The organism is Natrinema versiforme JCM 10478, assembly GCF_000337195.1.
In the GTDB taxonomy this organism is placed as follows: Archaea; Halobacteriota; Halobacteria; order Halobacteriales; family Natrialbaceae; genus Natrinema; species Natrinema versiforme.
The window spans coordinates 35,818-53,232 of record NZ_AOID01000041.1 but is presented as its reverse complement, the minus strand read 5'-3'; the positions used below and the strand labels follow the sequence as shown (position 1 = coordinate 53,232).

At 67.2% G+C, this 17,415-nt stretch carries 17 protein-coding genes; 6 read left to right on the top strand and 11 right to left on the bottom strand.

Features of this window, described 5'->3' with window-relative positions:
- The first annotated feature begins 56 nt into the window (after window positions 1–56).
- Window positions 57–1,763, top strand: a complete 1,707-nt coding sequence (locus C489_RS13390; RefSeq protein WP_239642063.1) for a histidine kinase N-terminal 7TM domain-containing protein — start codon at window positions 57–59, stop codon at window positions 1,761–1,763.
- Between the two features lie 11 nt (window positions 1,764–1,774).
- On the opposite strand, the gene C489_RS13385 is transcribed toward C489_RS13390, so the two are convergent.
- Window positions 1,775–3,166 (bottom strand): hypothetical protein, encoded by a 1,392-nt coding sequence (locus C489_RS13385; RefSeq protein WP_006431831.1) that lies wholly within the window; start codon window positions 3,164–3,166, stop codon window positions 1,775–1,777.
- A gap of 159 nt (window positions 3,167–3,325) precedes the next feature.
- Window positions 3,326–4,969, bottom strand: coding sequence for a tryptophan--tRNA ligase (locus C489_RS13380; protein ID WP_006431830.1), 1,644 nt, complete (start codon window positions 4,967–4,969; stop codon window positions 3,326–3,328).
- 117 nt (window positions 4,970–5,086) lie between these two features.
- Here C489_RS13380 and C489_RS13375 point away from each other — a divergent pair, with 117 nt between their 5' ends.
- Window positions 5,087–6,013, top strand: coding sequence for an ornithine cyclodeaminase family protein (locus C489_RS13375; RefSeq protein ID WP_049890866.1), 927 nt, complete (start codon window positions 5,087–5,089; stop codon window positions 6,011–6,013).
- Between the two features lie 53 nt (window positions 6,014–6,066).
- Here the strand turns inward: C489_RS13375 and C489_RS13370 are convergent, their stop codons facing one another.
- From C489_RS13370 to C489_RS13330, 9 genes are all read right to left on the bottom strand, one after another.
- Window positions 6,067–7,215 carry an FtsZ/tubulin family protein gene (locus tag C489_RS13370; RefSeq protein WP_006431828.1) on the bottom strand — a complete coding sequence of 383 codons (1,149 nt, stop codon included), beginning with the start codon at window positions 7,213–7,215 and terminating at the stop codon, window positions 6,067–6,069.
- Between the two features lie 141 nt (window positions 7,216–7,356).
- Complete coding sequence (gene endA, locus C489_RS13365) at window positions 7,357–8,427, bottom strand: tRNA-intron lyase (protein ID WP_006431827.1); 1,071 nt, start codon at window positions 8,425–8,427, stop codon at window positions 7,357–7,359.
- Window positions 8,428–8,671: 244 nt separating this feature from the next.
- A complete protein-coding gene (locus C489_RS13360; protein ID WP_006431826.1) occupies window positions 8,672–9,448 on the bottom strand; it encodes an endonuclease NucS domain-containing protein in 777 nt (258 codons plus the stop codon).
- 109 nt (window positions 9,449–9,557) lie between these two features.
- Window positions 9,558–10,259 carry a hypothetical protein gene (locus tag C489_RS13355; protein WP_006431825.1) on the bottom strand — a complete coding sequence of 234 codons (702 nt, stop codon included), beginning with the start codon at window positions 10,257–10,259 and terminating at the stop codon, window positions 9,558–9,560.
- Window positions 10,260–10,430: 171 nt separating this feature from the next.
- Window positions 10,431–11,570, bottom strand: a complete 1,140-nt coding sequence (locus C489_RS13350) for a DUF7345 domain-containing protein (RefSeq protein ID WP_006431824.1) — start codon at window positions 11,568–11,570, stop codon at window positions 10,431–10,433.
- A 112-nt stretch (window positions 11,571–11,682) separates the two neighbouring features.
- Window positions 11,683–11,931 (bottom strand): hypothetical protein, encoded by a 249-nt coding sequence (locus tag C489_RS13345; RefSeq protein WP_006431823.1) that lies wholly within the window; start codon window positions 11,929–11,931, stop codon window positions 11,683–11,685.
- Between the two features lie 101 nt (window positions 11,932–12,032).
- On the bottom strand, window positions 12,033–12,383 hold the full coding sequence (locus C489_RS13340) for a hypothetical protein (RefSeq protein ID WP_006431822.1): 351 nt from the start codon (window positions 12,381–12,383) through the stop codon (window positions 12,033–12,035).
- Between the two features lie 198 nt (window positions 12,384–12,581).
- Entirely contained in the window at window positions 12,582–12,902 is a 321-nt protein-coding gene (locus C489_RS13335; RefSeq protein WP_006431821.1) for a hypothetical protein, read from the bottom strand.
- A gap of 21 nt (window positions 12,903–12,923) precedes the next feature.
- Entirely contained in the window at window positions 12,924–13,406 is a 483-nt protein-coding gene (locus tag C489_RS13330) for an ICP22 family protein (RefSeq protein WP_006431820.1), read from the bottom strand.
- 285 nt (window positions 13,407–13,691) lie between these two features.
- On the opposite strand from C489_RS13330, the gene C489_RS13325 reads away from it, so the two are divergent.
- The 4 genes from C489_RS13325 to C489_RS13310 all read left to right on the top strand — a co-directional run bounded on the left by C489_RS13325 (window position 13,692) and on the right by C489_RS13310 (window position 17,415).
- Window positions 13,692–14,285, top strand: a complete 594-nt coding sequence (locus tag C489_RS13325; protein ID WP_006431819.1) for a DJ-1/PfpI family protein — start codon at window positions 13,692–13,694, stop codon at window positions 14,283–14,285.
- Window positions 14,286–14,335: 50 nt separating this feature from the next.
- Window positions 14,336–14,989: an HAD family hydrolase gene (locus tag C489_RS13320; protein ID WP_006431818.1), complete on the top strand. Its 654-nt coding sequence runs from the start codon at window positions 14,336–14,338 to the stop codon at window positions 14,987–14,989.
- A 176-nt stretch (window positions 14,990–15,165) separates the two neighbouring features.
- Window positions 15,166–16,284, top strand: coding sequence for a hypothetical protein (locus tag C489_RS13315; protein WP_006431817.1), 1,119 nt, complete (start codon window positions 15,166–15,168; stop codon window positions 16,282–16,284).
- Window positions 16,285–16,356: 72 nt separating this feature from the next.
- Entirely contained in the window at window positions 16,357–17,415 is a 1,059-nt protein-coding gene (locus C489_RS13310; RefSeq protein ID WP_006431816.1) for a hypothetical protein, read from the top strand.

Genomic DNA, 17,415 nt, shown 5'->3' with positions numbered 1-17,415 from the left:
CGTCATTTCAGTTTTCCCGCAAGCTTAATACTGGAGGGACTCAGGTCCACGTATCGGTGCTCACTCTCACTGTCTTGTCCGGGCTATTACTTGCGACCATCGCGATCGGTACAGCGGCGGCGATCGTCGCGTGGCGCGAGCGGCCCGAGCCCGGAGCGGTGCCGCTCGTCGCGTTACTCGTCGGCCAGTGCTGGTGGTCGATCTTTCTCGTCTTCGATCTCGAGGCCACGAGCCTCGCCGCGAAAGTGCTGTGGGCGAACGTCAGGTGGATCGGCGTCGTCGTTATCCCGGTCGCGTGGGTGCTCTTCTCGCTCGAGTACACCGGGCGTGACCGCTACGTGCAGCCACAATACGTCGTGCTCCTCTCGCTCGTTCCGCTGGTGACTGTCGCGCTCGCGCTCGTCGACAGTCCCTTGCTCTATGCCGATTCGCGGCTGGTCTACGAGCACGGCGTCCCCCTGCTCAGTCGGACGCCCGGGCCGTGGTTCTGGGTCATCACCGTCTACACGTACCTGCTGGGCGTGCTCGGCACCATTCCGCTGCTCGAACTGATCAGGACTAACTCGCTGCCGTTTAGGGGGCAAAGCGCCGCCCTCCTCGTGGGTATCTTCGCCCCGTGGGTGAGCAACGCCCTCTTTCTGGCGGGGCTCATCCCCGTCTCGGGACTCGACCCGACCCCGATCGCGTTTTCGATCTCCGGGCTCGCGTGCCTCGGTGCCCTCACGCGGTTTCAGCTCTTCGGGACGAGCCCGTCGCCGAACCCGCGTGCGCGCCGACTGCTCTTCGAGCGGATGCCCGACGGTGCCGTCGTCACCGACGGGCACGGCAACGTCGTCGATATCAACGGCACCGCAGCGGACATTCTGGGAACGAGCGCCGAGGACGCGCTCGGGAACCCGCTCCGAGCGGTCGTCCCCGACGACTCGCTCGCGCTGACGGAGGACTCGGTGCCGGCACAGCGCCCCTTCCGGAGCGCACACAGCGAACGACTGTACGACGTGACGGTGACGCCCATCACCGACGTCCGCGACCGGACCATCGGCCACGTCGTCACGTTCCACGATATCAGCGAGCACGTGCGACAGCAACAGCGCCACGAGGTCTTGAACCGGGTCTTCCGTCACAACATCCGGACCGAAACGAACGTCATCAGCAGCTACGCCGAGCTCCTCGCCGGCGAGGAAAGCCGGGACGCCGCCGACGAGATCACGGGCAGCGCCGCCCGAATCGAGGATCTGGCGAACCAAGCCCGCGAGATCATTGAAATCTTCGAACAGGGTCGGCAGTCGATCGAACCCGTCTCCCTCGAGTCGCTGCTCGACGACGGGATCGAGTCAGTCCGCAAGGAGTATCCGGCGGCTCGTATCGACTGCGAACCGGTTCCGGAGGAAATCGCCGTCGCCGGTGTCCTCGATCCCGTGTTCGAAAACCTCGTCGAGAACGGCATCGAGCACAACCCCGATCCGAACCCGCTCGTTCACGTCGAAATCGAGACCGACGGTGACTGGGTCCGGGTCCGGGTCGTGGATCACGGCCCCGGAATCGACGCTGACGAGCGGCTGACACTCGAGCGCGGGACCGAAACTCCCCTCGAGCACGGGAGTGGGCTCGGGCTCTGGCTGGTCAAGTGGGGGACCGAAATCGCCGGCGGGACCGTGACGTTCGAGTCGAACGAGCCGACCGGCTCGATCGTCACCGTCGAGGTACCGGTCCTCTCTCGATCCGACTCTCCTCGAGACGAGTCGGCCGCCCCCTCGACCTAACGCCCGCCGCGCTACCGATCCGAGACCCGCGTCGTCTCGAGCGAGTCGGTCTCGACCCACTCGAATCCCGACTGCTCGGCGGCAGCGCTCGTCTCGGGAACCGTCACGGGGCCACACCGGTCCGGGAACTCGATACGGGTCTCGGCGGGCCCGGTCGCCGGCAGTTCGGGCAGGAACGCCTCGTCCTCGAGCAGCCCGCGGACGGAGACGTTGCCGCCCGCGTCGAGTGCCGCGCCGAGCGCGCGGTAGCGGTCGTCTTCGGACGGACTGCCGAGATCCGTCCCGAACGAGTCGTTGCCGACGCGGGCGGTCGTACTGGTTCCGGAGAGCGTTCCGAACTCGTCGGTTTCCGCCCCATCGGTCGTCCTCGAGTCGGCGGCCCGACTCGAACTGTCGGCCGTGCTCGAGCTGCCGGCCGCAGCCGTTCCGGAGTCGCGCTCGTCGGCCGGGTCGGAATCGACCTCTCGACTCCGCGAAACCGAGGGTGTACCCCGGATTTCGTATCCGTCGATCTCGCTCGAGGGAGTTGCCGTTCGCGTCGACGGTTCCGCCGGTGAGGCAGTCGCTGCGTCGCTGGAATCGCCGGTCGCCGTCGACTGCGAGTTCAGCTCCGATTCCGAGTCCGGAGTGGCGGCCGGCTCTGTGTCCAGGTCCAATCCCGGTTCCGCCTCGTCGATGAGCGAGTCGACGGCAGGAGCGGGGGCCGTCGGTCGACGAGCGCCGCCCTCAACCGCCCACGGTGGCCACGGGTCGCCGTCGGCAGTGGCTTCGAGCGGTGATGCAGTTCCGCCGCCGGTATCGGCGTCGGGAACGTACGACTCGAGCCCAAATTCCGGCAGCAATGGCCGGTCGAACGCGCCGATTCGCGGGCCGTAGCGATCCCGCAGTCGCTCGAGTTCGCTCGTTTCGACCAGCGTGGCCCGCCAGCGGTCGACGCCCGACGAGAGGAGGACGAACCGCGCGTCGGTCGCCGCGAGGACGGTTTCGTTGATCGTCCACAGGACGGCGGGGAAGTTATCGCCCGCGAGCGGCGTTTCGGGGTACGAAACCGCGGTCTCGCGGCCCCGGCCGTGCGGATCGGTCGCGGTCAGTGCCAGCCCCTCCCGCGTCCCCGCGACCGAGAGCGACCAGCCGATCGCCCCGAAGGCGGTGGTGAGTTCGCGCTCGAGGGCCGCCTGCGAGTAGCGGGCCGCACAGTCGATCCCGCGGTCGCTCCGGCAGATCGTTCGGCGGAGTACCGTCGTCCGATCGACCGGCGTCGCGAGCGCCTCGGCCAGCGCCGACTCGAGATCGTCGCTCTCGGCCGCAGTTCGTCGAATGTCCGCCGCCGTGACGCCGACTGCGCCGAGGATGTCGGCAGAGACCAGCAGGTCGCGGTCCGCGTCTCGGGAGGGCCGAGCCATCGATAGCTCACGGTTCCACAACCGGCCCTATATATCTACGTCAGACAGCAAAAACCCATCTCGAGTCGGCGTCGAAAGAACTGGTCGCGTCGCGTCCGCGCCGGTGTTCGGTAGTGCGGCGACTCGAGTTCGATGTCGGCCGCCTCGAGTCGGTCCGGCTCAGCGGCGGCGCGGCGACTCGAGTTCGATGTCGGCCGCCTCGAGCAACTCCTCGACCTCGTCGCGTTTCTCTTGGTGCTCCTCGAGGAACTCTTTCATGAGTTGGGCGGCTTGCTCCTTGCAGTCGCCACAGAGGCGCTCGCCGCCGACACACTCGTCGTAGACGCGCTTTGCGAACTCGTCGTCGTCGCCGGCCAGCAGGTAGGCGTACAGTTCGTAGACGGGACACTCGTCGGCTTTCCCGCCTTTCTCGCGCTGTTCCTCGGCGGTCTCGCGGCCGCCGGTGGTCGCGGCTTTGACCTTGTCATAGCCCTCTTCGGGGTCGTCGAGCAGCGAGATGTGGCTCGCCGGGATCGAGGAGGACATCTTGCCGCCGGTCAGCCCGGTCATGAAGCGGTGGTAGATCGACGAGGGCGGCCGGAAACCGTAGCCGCCGTTGTCGACTTCGACCTCGCGGGCGAGCTCCTCGGCCGCGGCGAGATCCAGTTCGAAGGCGTCGATATGGCTCTCGTAGACGCGCTTCTCGCCCTCGATGGCGTCGATCAGCGCGTCGAACGCGTCGTCGGTGGCTCGCCGGTCGAAAAACCGAGTCCGCGGCCGGACCGGTTCCATCCCCGCCTCGTTTAACTTCGTCAGGACCGAACTCAGCGTGTCGGCGCTGACCCCGAGCTCCGACAGCGGCGTCTCCTCGAGCGCCTCGGCGACGTGGACACAGCGGAGGTCATCGTCGTCGAAGTCGGCGGGGTCGAGCCGTTCGTAGAACTCGGCGACGAGGGCGCGTTCCTCGGGCTCGAGTTCGAAGCTGGCGTAGGCGTCGCTGACCTTGAAAAAGCGCATCCGCTCGGCGAGGTCCCGCGCCAGCCGAACGTGGGGATCTTGATCGGGACCGACGGGGATCACGGTCGGCTTCGGCTCCTCGAGTTGCGGGTAGAGGATGTCGGCCATCTGGGTGACGACCGACTGCATGTGCGAGACGTCGGTCTCGCCGTCGAAGCCGTAGATCGCCTGAAACTCCGAGAAGTTGGCGTCAGCGCCGAGTTCGAAGGCCAAGTCCTGTAGCTCGCGGTTGGTCGACTGTCGGTAGAGGGTCCCTTCCTCGAGGTCGAAGCCGAGCGCGAGCAGTGAGAGCAGGTAATCGCGGGCGTGCTCGTCGATCTCCGCCCAACTCATCCCTCGGGCGGAGTTGGCCTCGAGGTCGGCGATCAGTGCGTAGGCGTCGGCCCCCTGCCGCTGGTGCCAGATGATCTCGTCGAAGACCAGCTTGTGCCCGATGTGGGGGTCGCCGGTCGGCATAAAGCCCGAGAGGACGGCCGCGGGCTCGTCGTTCTGTAAGGCCTCGGCGACCGGCCGGTAGTCCCGGTGGCCGAAGATCACGCCGCGGCGCATCAGGTAGTGTGGGTTCGGTACCTCCTCGAGCAACTCGTCGAACTCCTCGATGCCGAACTCCTCGAAGAGGTTCCGGTAGTCGGAGACGCTCGAGGATCCCCAGGGGTCAAGCGCCACGTCGTCAGCGCCTGCAGCTCCACCGTCGGAGCGGAGCTCCGACGAGGATCGCGATCCGGCGGATCGCTCACCGCCGTCGGTCAGCGGTTCCCCGGTCGTCGGTTCCCCGGACTCCTGCTCGAGTGGGTCGTCTCCGGTCATCACCTGCGTTTTGGCGCGCCGGCGCGCAAAAGCCTTCGGCTTCGCCGTCGGCGAAATCTTCTAGCTGGCTCGCCGCGCTGGTGAACCGTTATGGGACCGCCGTCCGATCGGGCATTCGTGACCGACTTTCCCGTCCTCACTGACGCCGACGTCTATTCGAAGTTCGACTACGAGCGGGTCGTCGCCGCCATTCGCGACGCGTTCACCGAACGAGCCGCCGGGACGCTCGAGGCCCCGCCCCGCTGGCACGTCGACGCCGGCGAGGGGAATCTCGTGTTCACCGCGGGAGCCGCGACCGGGCCGACGAACGCCGCCGGCTTTCGGGTCTACGAGACCCACGGCACCGGCGACGACCACACGGAACTAGTGGCGGTCTTCGACGCCGCGACTGGCGCGTTCGAGGGGCTCGTCGCGGGCCACGCCATCGGTGGCCTTCGAACGGGCGGCATCGGCGGGGTCGCGATCGACGCGCTCGCTCGTTCCGACGCCGACACGCTCGGGGTCCTGGGCACGGGCTTTCAGGCGCGGGCACAGGTCGGTGCGGCCTGTGCGGCCCGCGCGTTTGACGCGGTCACGGTCTACAGCCCGACCCGCGAGAGCCGCGAGTCATTCGCCGAAACCCTCGATACCGAGATCGAGCCGCCAGTCCGCGCGGTCGACGACCCCGAACCGGTCGTCAGCGAGGCCGACGCGCTCGTCTGTGCGACGAACAGCGAGGACCCCGTGTTCGATCCCGGTTGGCTCACGCCCGGGACCCACGTCACGACGATCGGCCCGCGATTTCAGGACGCTCACGAATTGCCGCTCGAGGTGGTCGATCGGGCCGACGCGATCGCGACCGACTCGCTCCCGCAGGTCGACGCTTACGATCGGCCGTACATCGCGTCGGGTGCGGACCGCGAACGGATGGTCGAACTCGCGGCCGTCCTCGAGAATCCTGACTGCGGCCGGCAGCACGTGGACGACATCACGCTGTTTTGCTCGGTGGGATTGGCGGGGACGGAGGTCGTCCTCGGAAAGCGATTCCTCGAGCGGTTCGCGTAACTCGGTCACTGGACCCGCGAGACGGTTTCATGATCGACCAACAGCGGAGCTGGTTAGTCGACACGACCGGTCCGGTCGGCCGCCGACCGTAACTCCGCGAGCCGATCCGATCGGATGCCGGCGAGGACGACCGCCGCGAAGACGCGGTCGCCGTCGGGTCGTGGCGCGTCGCCGCCGAGGATGCCGGAGCCGCCGATGGCCGACTCGAGTGTCCGCCGGCCCTCGGCGATCGCCCGTCGGTTGAGCCACGCCGGCGGCCCGCCGACGATCAGCAGTCCGCGCTCGGCCGTTTCGGGGTCACACTCGAGGGTGAGCTTCCCGCGGATCCCCTTTCGGACCACAGTCTCGACGGCGCTGACCGCCTCGCTCGTCTCGATGTCCGGCTCCGCCGACAGGAGCCCGAGACCGAACCGCGAGCCGTTCGTTTCGACCGTCTGGTCGCCGTAGCCGAGCGCAACGACGGACGATTGGTCGCCGAGAATCCGGCGGATGTCGCTCGCGTCGATGACCGTCTGGGCGACCGAGTCCGCCGAACCGCCGCCGGTGAAGACGGCTGCGACTCGCGTCGCCAGCTCGCGGTTACAGCGGTCGCGACCGTCCGCGAGCGTCTCACCGGGCCTGAGCCAGTCCTCGTTGTCGAACGTGATGATCGCGCTCGCGACCCCGTCGAGCCGCTCGAGTGTGGCGACGGCGTTCGCCGCCGCGGTCGGTCGCGGTGGCGCATCCGTGGTAGCGTTCGGATCGCCCGCGAGAGGGGCGCTTTCTGACGGGTCTGCCCTGGTGAACTCGCGGTCGGCCGGCAGCGTCGCCAGAACGTAGACCGGCGCGTCGGTCCGTTGCTGGAGCGCTGACACGAGCGCCGGGGCCGCGCCGCCGCCGGTCGCCCCGCCGAGGCCGACCGCGACGAGAACCCCGTCGGCCGCTCCCGGTGTCGCCCGGTCTGCGCTCTCGAGGAGGTCGTCGACGCGATCCCGGCCGAGAGTCCGCCCCCGCTCGAGATAGCCAGCGAGGCCGCCGTCCGACTCGTCGGGGCCGTATCGAAACCGGTTCGATTCGGGGATGACGGTCCGATTCAGGTCGCTCTCGTCAGTATCGAACGCGAAGACATCGGTGAGAAACGAGTGGTCGGTCGGCTCCGCGGCACGGATCGCGTCGGCGATCCGACAGCCCGCGCCGCCGACGCCGATCACCTCGAGTTGCATGGTGCGTCCCTCGTCCGTCGGGGTTTTCAGGATTCCGCTCGCCCGAGCTGTCGTCGATCCGGGCCGGCGTGGATTTGGGGAAGAGCGGGTAGGCGGCGGGTAGCGGGAGAGGAACCGACGGCTGATGGACCGCGACTCGACTCAGGGGGTCAGCCGCTCGAGCGACCACCAGTCGATTCCGTCGCCCCCCTCGGCGTCGTCGTCGACGAGCGCGAACACCATCGTCTTCCGGACGCCGTGAGCGAGCCGAACGTCGAGCGCCAGATCGCGCGGTTCGAAGACGTAATCGGCGGGATGGACCCGTACGAGCAGTTCGGAGTGGCCGAGATCCTCGACGGAGTCCACGTCAGCGTAGGTCCGGAAGTCCGCCCCGAACTTGTACCCCGTCTTGGGAACTACGTCGCGCTCCCGCAGGGCCGTGTAGACGAGCAGCCGACGGTCGAACCGCTCGCCTTCGACCTCGCGGCCCCGCTCGCGGACCGTCTCTGGCTCGAGATCGATCGCACCCCGCTCGGCGAGGTAGGCCGCCTCGAGCAGGGAACACTGCAGCGTCGGCTCGTCGTACTCTCGCCCCTCCAGCGGCTGGCCGTAGAAGGTCCGCTCGTAGAGCTCGAGCGGGGGCTCCCAGACGACGACCCGGTCGGCGAGCAGATCCGCGGCACAGCCCTCGGGCAGTGACGCGTCGGGGGTCGACGTCCCGGTCGGATCCCGGCGACCGACTTCGAAGTAGGTGATCTCGCTCTCCTCATCGACGACCGCCAGTACCCCCTCCCGGAGTTCGCTGGCCGGAATGTCCGTCCGTTCGCCGATGATCCGCAGGGCGTAGGCGATCTCTCCGTCACCGGGGCCCTTTCCGCGCGGGAAGACCGCGAAGTCGGCCTCGCCGCTCGGCGGATCGGCCACCCACGGCTCCGCGGCCGGCGAGAGATAGAACCCGCGCGATCGCAGATCCGCGTAGACGAGGAATCGAACGCCGAAATCCTCGCCCGGTTCGCGGGCGACGAACTCCCGGAACCCCAGCCGTTCGCCGCTCTCGGCGTCGACGACCGCCTCGAGGTCGCCCCGGTAAAGCAGGTGTGCTGCCTCGACGGGTGCGAGGGCGATCTCGTTGCCCTCGAGCGGATAGCCGTAGCCTCGCGAGTCGTGATACCGCTGGCGCGCATCGCTGCCCACGCGAACGACGCCGTCCTCGAACCGCCCCTCGAGTGCCATAGCCGGCTGTTGGCCGGCCGGGATTAAGTGGCTGCGGATCGATCCCGCTCCGCGTATCGCTATCGAGCGGTCGCTGCTGACGCGAACTGCCCGAAAGCCCCTTCCAGCCTCGACTCCCTGGACTCGCTGCGGTGCTTACGTCGTCCGGGTTCATCGAGGCTGGAAGCCCCTTTCATTCCCACACCCACTGTCGCGGTTGGGTAGCCGGCTATCGTACGGCGGCCGGTCGGTCTCGAATCGATGGTCAGTCGTCGGCTGAGGACTCCGCCTCGAGTGGCCCCTCGAGGGCGCGGTCGCAGGTCGCGTCGAGACACCGGACGCCGCTGGCGGTTTCGAAGGTCGGGAGGCCACAGCCACACTCGCCGTCGACGACGCCGGCGGGGACGGCGAAGCCGGTGTCGCAGTCGGGGTAGTGCTCGCAGCCAGCGATGAGGCCGCCGCGGCGGAGGATTCTGAGGTCGCCGTCACAGCCCGCTTCCGGACACGCCCACTCGCGGTCGAACTCCGCCTTGACCGCGGCGTCGAGGGACTCACAGCCCCTGTCGAGGCAGACGTTGAAGGCGAGTCCCCGTTCGACGCGCATCTTCGGGAGCCCGCAGTCACAATCGCAGCGCTCGTCGCGGATCGTCGCGTCCGCCGGCACGCCGTAGCGATCGCCACAGCCCACGCAGTGGACGCCGCTCGAGCGCACGAGCGCGCCGCCGCAGTCGGGACACTCCCCGACGGGCGTGCCGGCCGCCGAGGACGGGTAGTGGGCGAACCCCTCCTGTTCGTGGGCGGCGATCCGCAGCGTCTGGGTGTCCTTCTTCGCGACGAGGGTGAAGCCGTCGTGGCGCTCGCTCGAGACGCTGTCCGCGCGAGTGAGCCACGCGACGGGCTGGTAGCCGTCGCTGTCGTGGATGAGGACGGTGTTGTCCGGTTTGACGATCGTCGTTACCCGGCCGCGGTACTCCTCTCGGTCGGCGTCCTCGGCGATAACGGTGCAGTCGCCCGCGAGTACGCGGATCGCGTCGTCGATCATGGGCGGTCTGGCCGCGGATTCGTACTTAAACCCGCGGACGACCCCGGTGGATTCCGATTTCGAACAAAAGTGCTGCTGGCGGTCGAACGCCTCGCTCGAGAACGGCGGCTTACTCCCCGTTCGGTCCGGCAACGGTACCGTTTCTATCGCCCGCTTGACCACCGGGTCGGTCGTCGGCGGGGCCGTCGCTCGGGCCGCCGACGCCGGGTTCGCTCCCGCTCGAGCGGCCGACGTCGTCGCCGGCGATCGAGCGAGCGATCGCCGCGGTGTCCGGCCCGTCGAGTTCGCCGGCGCGCTCTCGTAGCGTTCGGATCGACTCGAGGTCGATATCGTTGGCAGCGAGCGCTTCCGGCGGCAACTCGGCTGCCGTCGTCTCGGCCGTTGTGGCTCGTTGCTCGATCGACCGCATCTCAGCGACGGTTTCCGCGACTTCCGCGCGGTAGCGACCCTCGCTGAGGTTGCCGGCCTCACGGGACTCGTTTAGCGTCTCGAGTCTGTCCTCGAGTTCCCCGAGACGCGCGTCGGCGGTCTCGTGGTGTTCCGCGACGATCGCCGCTTTCGTCCCGTTCGATTCCGCGTTCGCGATTCTGACGCCGAAGGCCCGCTCCGAGACGTTCCCCTCGAGTTCGGCGTTCTGGACGCCGACGGCGGCGGCGAACCGCTCGCCGGGTTTGATCGATTCGTTCGCTTCTCCTGCATCGGTCTCGTCTTGGACGCCGTTGCTCGAGGCGACGCTCGCCGCGGCGAAGGGGACCGCGACCGTCGCGACGACGAGGATCGCTGCCAGCGTGATCGACGTGGTTCGGTTCATTGGTGTCTGTTGTCTCCGCTTGCTGCTAGCCACTCGGGACAGTGACTTGGGCACACCGACCGTCAACGCGGTTTAACGCCGTTTTCGATCCGTTGCCCTCTGTCGATTTCGACGGATTTCTCGGTTTCGGGCTCGCCGTCCGTTCGGAGCCGCGCCAGCAGCGGTTGGCCGTCACGAGGCTCCGCCATCTTCACCGTCGGCCCCGTCCGTCTCTTCGCCGTCTTCATCGGGGAGCGATAGCACGTTCTCGCGACCGAGTCGGAACGACTCGAGTTCGCCGTCCTCGCGCAGCCCGCTGACGACCTTGCTGGTCTTCGCGTCGGTCCAGTCGAGTTCGTCGACGACCGCCTGCTGTTTCATGCGGCCGCCGCGCTCTCTGACGAGCCGGAGGACCTGCTCTTCGTTGGTGAGGAGTTCCGCGTCGGCCGCCCCGGCTGCGCTCGAGTCGGCCGCTTCGGCGGTCGTCGCCNTCGTCGCCGCGGCCGTCGCAGCCGCCGAGTCGGACGCGTCACTCGGACGGGGCGACTCCCCGCCCCCGCCGGCCGCTTGATCCGCCGCCGAACGACGATTGCGGTACCACCACGCGCCGACCGCGCCGAGGCCGGCCACGGCGACTGCGGCGGCCGCGAGCAGTGCCGCGTTCGGTCCCGAGTCCGCGGTAACGACGACCCGCGGCTCGCCGGAGACGAAGTCGGTGTCCCCGCCCCGCCAGATCACCGCCTGCTCGCGTTCGTCGTCCGGGGTGGGGGTCGCGGAGGTCAGTTCGTAGTCGGCCGGCCACTCGATCAGCAGCCGGGTTCCGTCGTCGAGGTAGAGCCCCTCGAGGGCGTCGCCGGCCCGGAGTTCGTCGCCATCGCTCGCGGCGAACCCGTGCCAGTCGAAGGTGTACCTGACGACGCCGTATTCGCGCGCGAGCGACTGGCGATCAGTGCTCACACTGAACCCGTCGGCGGCCATCTCGCGTCCCGTCGCGTTGCTCGCCGCGCCGATCGTGTCGTTCATCCGATCGGCGAAGGACTGCGTGTGGCTTTCGGGGTCGTCCCGAATGTCCGCCCGCAGCGATTCGAACGCCGTCTCGCTTTCGTTGTCGTCGAGGCGCACCCAGAACTCGAGGGTCCACTCGGCGGTCCCGTTGGGCTGTACCGCGACGTCCATTCGGACCTCGTCCGCGTCGATCCCGTCTTGCTGGAGCGCGAACGGCTCCGACTGGGACTGTCCGCTTTGGGTCGCTCCGGCTGCGGCCGCGATCGGTCCCGTCCCGGCCAAAAGCACCGTGACGATCACCACCGTCACGCCGGCGCGAACGTTCATACGAGGTGGTTCTTGCCACATCGGTTAAAGCATGCGGAACTCGGAGACGGAGGGTTCAGGTCGTCTATCCGTTTGATACGGTCATTCTCCATCGGAATATGTCACTTCCGAGTTAGTTGTTATCGCCGTTCGGAGTGCCGGCATCACCGCCGGGGGTGAGTCCGCGAACGACCTCACCGAGGGCCTCGAGCGCGCCCCCGACGAAGTCAGTTATGGCCCCCAAGATATCGGAGACGAATTCCGGGACCGGGTCCGGAAGCTCGTCTGGGGGCCCGTTAGCTGGCTGTGCCGTCACAGCGCCCGTCGCACCGACGAGAAGCGTTACCGAAATCGCGATCGTGAGTAGCGTTTGTCTCTGCATCACGATCGGTGCGTGGTCACTCGAGCCCTTCAACCGGGGAGTCCGTGACCCCGATTTGCGCCGATTTACGCCGAGTATCGATCGCCGTCGGCAGTACAGACCTACGCACCCGGGACGCCGAACGCGCCGACGCCGAGTCTCAGAACAGTGTTGAGAACGAACAGGATCGCGAGCGCGGCGAGCCACGCGATGAACCCGATGGCCGCGGCCGTCCCCCAGCCGCCGGGATACCGCCAGTTGATCACCCAGATCCACGCGATCAGCGCGAGTATCGGGCCGAGCAGCGGAATCCACGAGGTCAGCGCCCACGCGATCGCACCGAGGAGCGCGGTAACGGTCGCGTACGAGTAGTCCTCGACATCGACGATGACCCGCGCGCTGGCGAAGATCGCCAGCCCGCCGACGAGGAGCGCGACGACGAAGGCGACAAGCGATCCGACGAGTGCAACCATGCGAACCGCTTCGATGCCCGGATACGTATACCCACGTGGTGATTTCGTGATCGGCCGGGAGATCGAACCGACTCGAGTCGCCGATTGTGTGACCCGAGTCAGCTTATCCAGAATACCACATGCTACGCTTGAACGGCAGCGGAGACACGGTCACACGAACGGAACGCGGGTGGAGGAAAGCGCCAGCGGGAACGCGATTCAGGTACCCGGCACGCCGAGCGCCGAGACCGAGCCGATACCGAGCAGTTCGAGGGCCGCGAGGACCACCACCGCGGCGGCCCACGCGGCCGCGCTGACGCCGAGTGAGCGCAGCCAGCCGAGTCGGTAGCGCCACTTGACGACCGCGATCCACGCCAGCGCGCCGAGCAGCGCGGTCAGCACGGCGTGAGCGTAGTCACGGGCGTCGGCGACGACATGGGTGCCGGCGTGGAGGGCGGCACCGCCGATTAGCAGGCTCACGGCGAACGCCAGCAGTCGGTCCTCGAGCCCGATCGGTACCGGCTGAGCGGGTGGAGGCATGGGGATCAGTGAGGTGGCGGATTATTCGTCGCTATCGGCCGACTCGTTGCTGTCGGCGCTCTCGTCGTCGTTCTCCTGTGACTCGCTATCGTTTTCGGTGACCTCGTCACCGTTGGCGGCGGGTTCGTCGCTGTCGTCGGCCTCGGTCTCGTCGGTTGCTTCGTCGTCGTCACCCGGCGTCACCTCGCTGACAGCGTCACCGAGCGACCCGTCGAGGCCGCCGTTCAGGAACGACGACACGCGGTCGTGGATACTGGAGACGTGGTCGGGGACCTGCTCGGGGAGGTCAGCGTTCGGTCCCTGCCCCTCGTCTTCGCCGGCTGCACTGTCGGCAGCGGTTCCGTTCCCGGCTCGGTCGTCGGCGTGTTCGTTCGCGTGCTGTTCGTCGGTACTATCCGCGCCCGTGTCAACGGACACGGGTGCGTTTCCGGGTGCCGCGGCGGCGAACCCGGTCGCCATGATCAGTGCGGCACAGGCAACTGCGATGAGCGTTGTTCGGTTCATAGCTTGCATCCGACTCTCGGTGGTCATATCGACTTGAAGGGTGGATGCCGTGAACGCGGATTTCGAGCGTTTGACTCCATTTACCGATCGTTTTCGTCGGTTTGATCCCGGTTTAACGCCACCCGATCGGGGTTGCGACGGTGGTCAGCCCGTAGTCGGAGTGAGAGGCAATGAGTGACTCGAGCAGCCGCGCGCCCGACGGGGAGCGACCGGCTGAAGCCGATCGGCGTTAGGTGAGATCCCCTTCTACACAACGGATTTCACGATCGATCGCGACGATCACGTATGGACGATATGACCGCCGAAATCGTGCTGTTCGACGGCTTCGACGAACTCGACGCCATCGGCCCCTACGAGGTCCTCGAGAACGGGGCCCAAGCTGGCGCGGCGATCGAGACGCAGCTGGTGATCCTCGAGGAAACCCCGCTCGTGACGGCGAGTCACGGGCTCCGCGTCGAACCCGACGGGGTGCTCGGCGACCCCGACCTGCTCGTTGTCCCCGGTGGCGGGTGGACCACGGAGGGCGGCGTCCGGGCCGCCGTCGAGGACGGGCGTCTGCCGGAGGCCGTCGCCGCGCGCCACGCCGATGGCGCGACGGTCGCGTCGGTCTGTACCGGCGCGATGATACTTGCCGACGCCGGCCTGCTCGAGGGGCGACCCGCGACCTCCCATCAGGTCGCGATCGACGATCTCGAGGCCGCCGCCGGAAGCGTGATCGACGATCGCGTCGTCGACGACGGCGACGTGCTCACCGCCGGCGGGGTCACCGCGGGGATCGATCTGGCGCTGTGGCTGCTCGAGCGGGAGTTCGGCGGGGACATCGCCGCGGCCGTCGAAACGGAGATGGAACACGAACGGCGCGGTACCGTCTTCGGCTGATGCCGTTCGGGCCAAACGGCTATACGCGGCGATCGAATACCCCGCCGTACATGCCTGCTGTGTTGTTCGATATGGACGGCGTGCTCGTCAACAGCGAAGACTACTGGGTCGATTTCCAGCGCGAGGATATCTTCCCCGCGGCCGTCCCCGACGAGGATGTCGACGCCGCCGAGACGAGCGGGATGAACTTCCGCGAGATCTACGACTACCTCGACGCGGAGTACGGCACCGCGATCTCCCGCGAAGAGTTCGTCCGGCGCTTTACCGCGGCCGCCGAGGAAATCTACACCGACCGCGTCGAACTCTTAGACGGGCTCCACGACCTCCTCGCCGACCTGGACGACCGCGGTGTCCCGACCGCGCTCGTCTCCTCCTCGCCCCACGACTGGATCGGGATGGTCACGGAGCGCTTCACCCTCGAGGGCGAGTTCGACCGCGTCATCAGCGCCGACGACATCGACGCGGCGAGCAAACCGGCCCCCGACGTCTTCGAGTACGCGGCCGACGAGATCGGCGTCCCCGCCGCGGACTGTGTCGTCGTCGAGGACTCGGCGAACGGCATCGAGGCGGCCGCTCGAGCGGGGACGGTCGTCGTCGCCTACCGGATCGACGCCCACGGCGACATCGACCGCTCGGCCGCCGACGAGATCGTGGACTCGCCGGCCGAACTTCGAGAGCGCGTGCGCGAGAACACTGTGATATAATCCCGCTCGCGATCGCTGGGTACCCGCGCCGCTCGCTTCTGGATCCCCGTCCCTGTCGGTTCTCCGGCGACCGTTTTTTCGGTCTTTCCGTTCGAACTGTTGAAATATCTCCCGTCGTCGGGAAACGAAGACAACGGTCGCAAGGTTTAGTATGCGAGCATATAACTCACTCAACAATGACGCTCTTACCGGTCGATACCGACGTTCTGGAAGACGTCTGTCGTGACATCGCCCAGGACAACTACGGATTTATCTACGTCTCCGATCAGAAGAGCGAGATCAAGTCCGCCTACGAGAGCGCCGACATCGGCCTCGTCAACGCGCGGTCGCTCTCCTCGAGCGACATGCGCAAGGCGCTGACCGAGATGACAGCCGACGAGTTCGTCGACCTCGAGCAACTCCGTGACGGCGTCTTCTACGTGGATCCGTTCGGCGTCAAAGGGAACATGAACATCACCCGGGAACTGACCAACCTGTTCGGCCAGCGGCTGGTCGTCACCGGAGAGACCCTGCGCTCGCGGTTCTCGCTCGCGATCGATGACATGGAGTTCTTCGCCGACGAACTCGCCGACCGGAACTACGTTCGGCGGATCACCGCCGGCAAACGCGACTACTACACGATCGGCCCCCAGCTCAAGGAACACGCCGACGACGTCGGCCTGGACTCGCGGCTCGAGCGGGAGGCCTCGAACGGGAAGATTGCCCACGGCGACCTCGAGAGCGTCATCGACGTCGATGCGACGTCCGACGTGATCCGGTATCTCGACCGCGAGGGATATATCGTCGATCTCGACGGGGAGTATCTGGTCGAGGAGGCGATCGACGAGTACGCCCGGTATCTGGCCGAACGAATCGAGGACGACGTCGAGGCCGAGTTCGAGGACTCGAGTTACGTGCTCCGGACCGCCGAGTTCGAGCAGGTCGTCGAAAACGAGATCGACAGCCGGTTCGACGTCCTCTCGACGGCCCGGAGCGTCCGCAGCGAGATCCTCGAGAGCACCCGCGACTCGGTGATCGACCGGCTCGGGCTCGACCGGGGGCGGGAGATGGTCGAGGCAGTCGGCCCCTTCGAGGACGTGGTCGAGGACCACGCCAGACGGATCCGGACCGACCTGAAAGCCGAGCAGGACCAGCTGCCCGGCACGCTGCCGGAGTGGGTCGAACTGGCCGAGGACCACTTCGAGGAACTGCAGGTGAGCAACGCGACGGAAGTCAACGAGTACGTCCGCGACGCGGTCCGGGACCGCTACCGGAGCCTCGTCAACGAGGAGGAGTTCGGCGGTATGGCCGCCTAACGGGCCCGAACGGATACTCGAACGCGACACACAGTCATCCTGAACGACCGACGCAACCACAACAGAGACACAATGCCACAAAAGTACGAATTCGAACGCATCGAAAGCGACGGACGGGAGTTCGTGATCGCCGACCCAGTCAACCAGACCGACGACCCGGTTCGCCTCGACGCCCGCTGGATCGAGGGCGACGACATCGAAGGGGAGTGGGAGCGGGCCATCCGGGCGATCATCAAGACCGACCTGCTGGGATCGATGGAACTCAAGGAGGGGAACGGACGGATCGACCGCCGGCGAGCGATCGAAACGCTCGCCTCGGCAAGCGACGAGGATGGCGACATCGTCACGAGCGAACAGCAGGCCGAGGCGCTTCTCGAATTCCTCGCCGACGAGGACATCCTGGACCTGCAGGGCGGACAGGTCGTGATGCTTCGCAACCCCAGCGACAACCCCGAGGAGATAAACGGTCGGATGATCCTGAACTGGGCGGCCGCGATCGACGCCTGCGTCGAGAAGATCTCCGAGACGATCGACCGGGTCGACAGCGCAAAGGAGAAACTCGAGAACCGGATGGCCGACATCGACCAGAGCTCGGGGAAGATCGACGAACACCTCGAAGAGACCGCACAGGAACTGAAGAGCCTCGGCACCGGCGCGGGCGTCCCGAAGGATCCGTCGACGCTTCCGGAAGAGGAGCGAGAGCGGTTCACGCAGCTCAAGCGGAAGCTGATCTACCACAAGAAGATGAAGGAGGCCGATCAGGAGAACTTGGCCGAGAAGGTCGAGAGCGGTGCCGACAGGCTGGCCGACAACATCGAGATGCTGGAGTCGGCCAAGATGACGCTCGGAAACAAGCGCGAACAGGTCCGGACCCAAGCGCTCAAGAAGCAGACGTTCCCCGACGAGGCGATGAACATCGTCGACAACATGGGGGAGCTGACGACCCAACTCGCCGGCGTGGGCGGCTTCGAAGAGGAGCTAGAGAATACGGCGGACCACGAACTGGACTCGATGGCCGACGACATCCTCAGCGATATCGGCTCGCTCGGCGAAACCGCACAGCAGACGGCCGGCGAGGAGGTCGAGGAGACCGACCCCGAAACCGAGGCCAGCGAACTCGGGATGTCGTAG

Bases quoted from the DNA above. Each gene is read 5' to 3' on its own strand.
- C489_RS13385 (WP_006431831.1), bottom strand. From the start codon at position 3,166: ATGGCTCGGCCCTCCCGAGACGCGGACCGCGACCTGCTGGTCTCTGCC.
- C489_RS13380 (WP_006431830.1), bottom strand. From the start codon at position 4,969: ATGACCGGAGACGACCCACTCGAGCAGGAGTCCGGGGAACCGACGACC.
- C489_RS13370 (WP_006431828.1), bottom strand. From the start codon at position 7,215: ATGCAACTCGAGGTGATCGGCGTCGGCGGCGCGGGCTGTCGGATCGCC.
- endA (WP_006431827.1), bottom strand. From the start codon at position 8,427: ATGGCACTCGAGGGGCGGTTCGAGGACGGCGTCGTTCGCGTGGGCAGC.
- C489_RS13360 (WP_006431826.1), bottom strand. From the start codon at position 9,448: ATGATCGACGACGCGATCCGCGTACTCGCGGGCGACTGCACCGTTATC.
- C489_RS13355 (WP_006431825.1), bottom strand. From the start codon at position 10,259: ATGAACCGAACCACGTCGATCACGCTGGCAGCGATCCTCGTCGTCGCG.
- C489_RS13345 (WP_006431823.1), bottom strand. From the start codon at position 11,931: ATGCAGAGACAAACGCTACTCACGATCGCGATTTCGGTAACGCTTCTC.
- C489_RS13340 (WP_006431822.1), bottom strand. From the start codon at position 12,383: ATGGTTGCACTCGTCGGATCGCTTGTCGCCTTCGTCGTCGCGCTCCTC.
- C489_RS13335 (WP_006431821.1), bottom strand. From the start codon at position 12,902: ATGCCTCCACCCGCTCAGCCGGTACCGATCGGGCTCGAGGACCGACTG.
- C489_RS13330 (WP_006431820.1), bottom strand. From the start codon at position 13,406: ATGAACCGAACAACGCTCATCGCAGTTGCCTGTGCCGCACTGATCATG.
- C489_RS13325 (WP_006431819.1), top strand. From the start codon at position 13,692: ATGGACGATATGACCGCCGAAATCGTGCTGTTCGACGGCTTCGACGAA.
- C489_RS13320 (WP_006431818.1), top strand. From the start codon at position 14,336: ATGCCTGCTGTGTTGTTCGATATGGACGGCGTGCTCGTCAACAGCGAA.
- C489_RS13315 (WP_006431817.1), top strand. From the start codon at position 15,166: ATGACGCTCTTACCGGTCGATACCGACGTTCTGGAAGACGTCTGTCGT.
- C489_RS13310 (WP_006431816.1), top strand. From the start codon at position 16,357: ATGCCACAAAAGTACGAATTCGAACGCATCGAAAGCGACGGACGGGAG.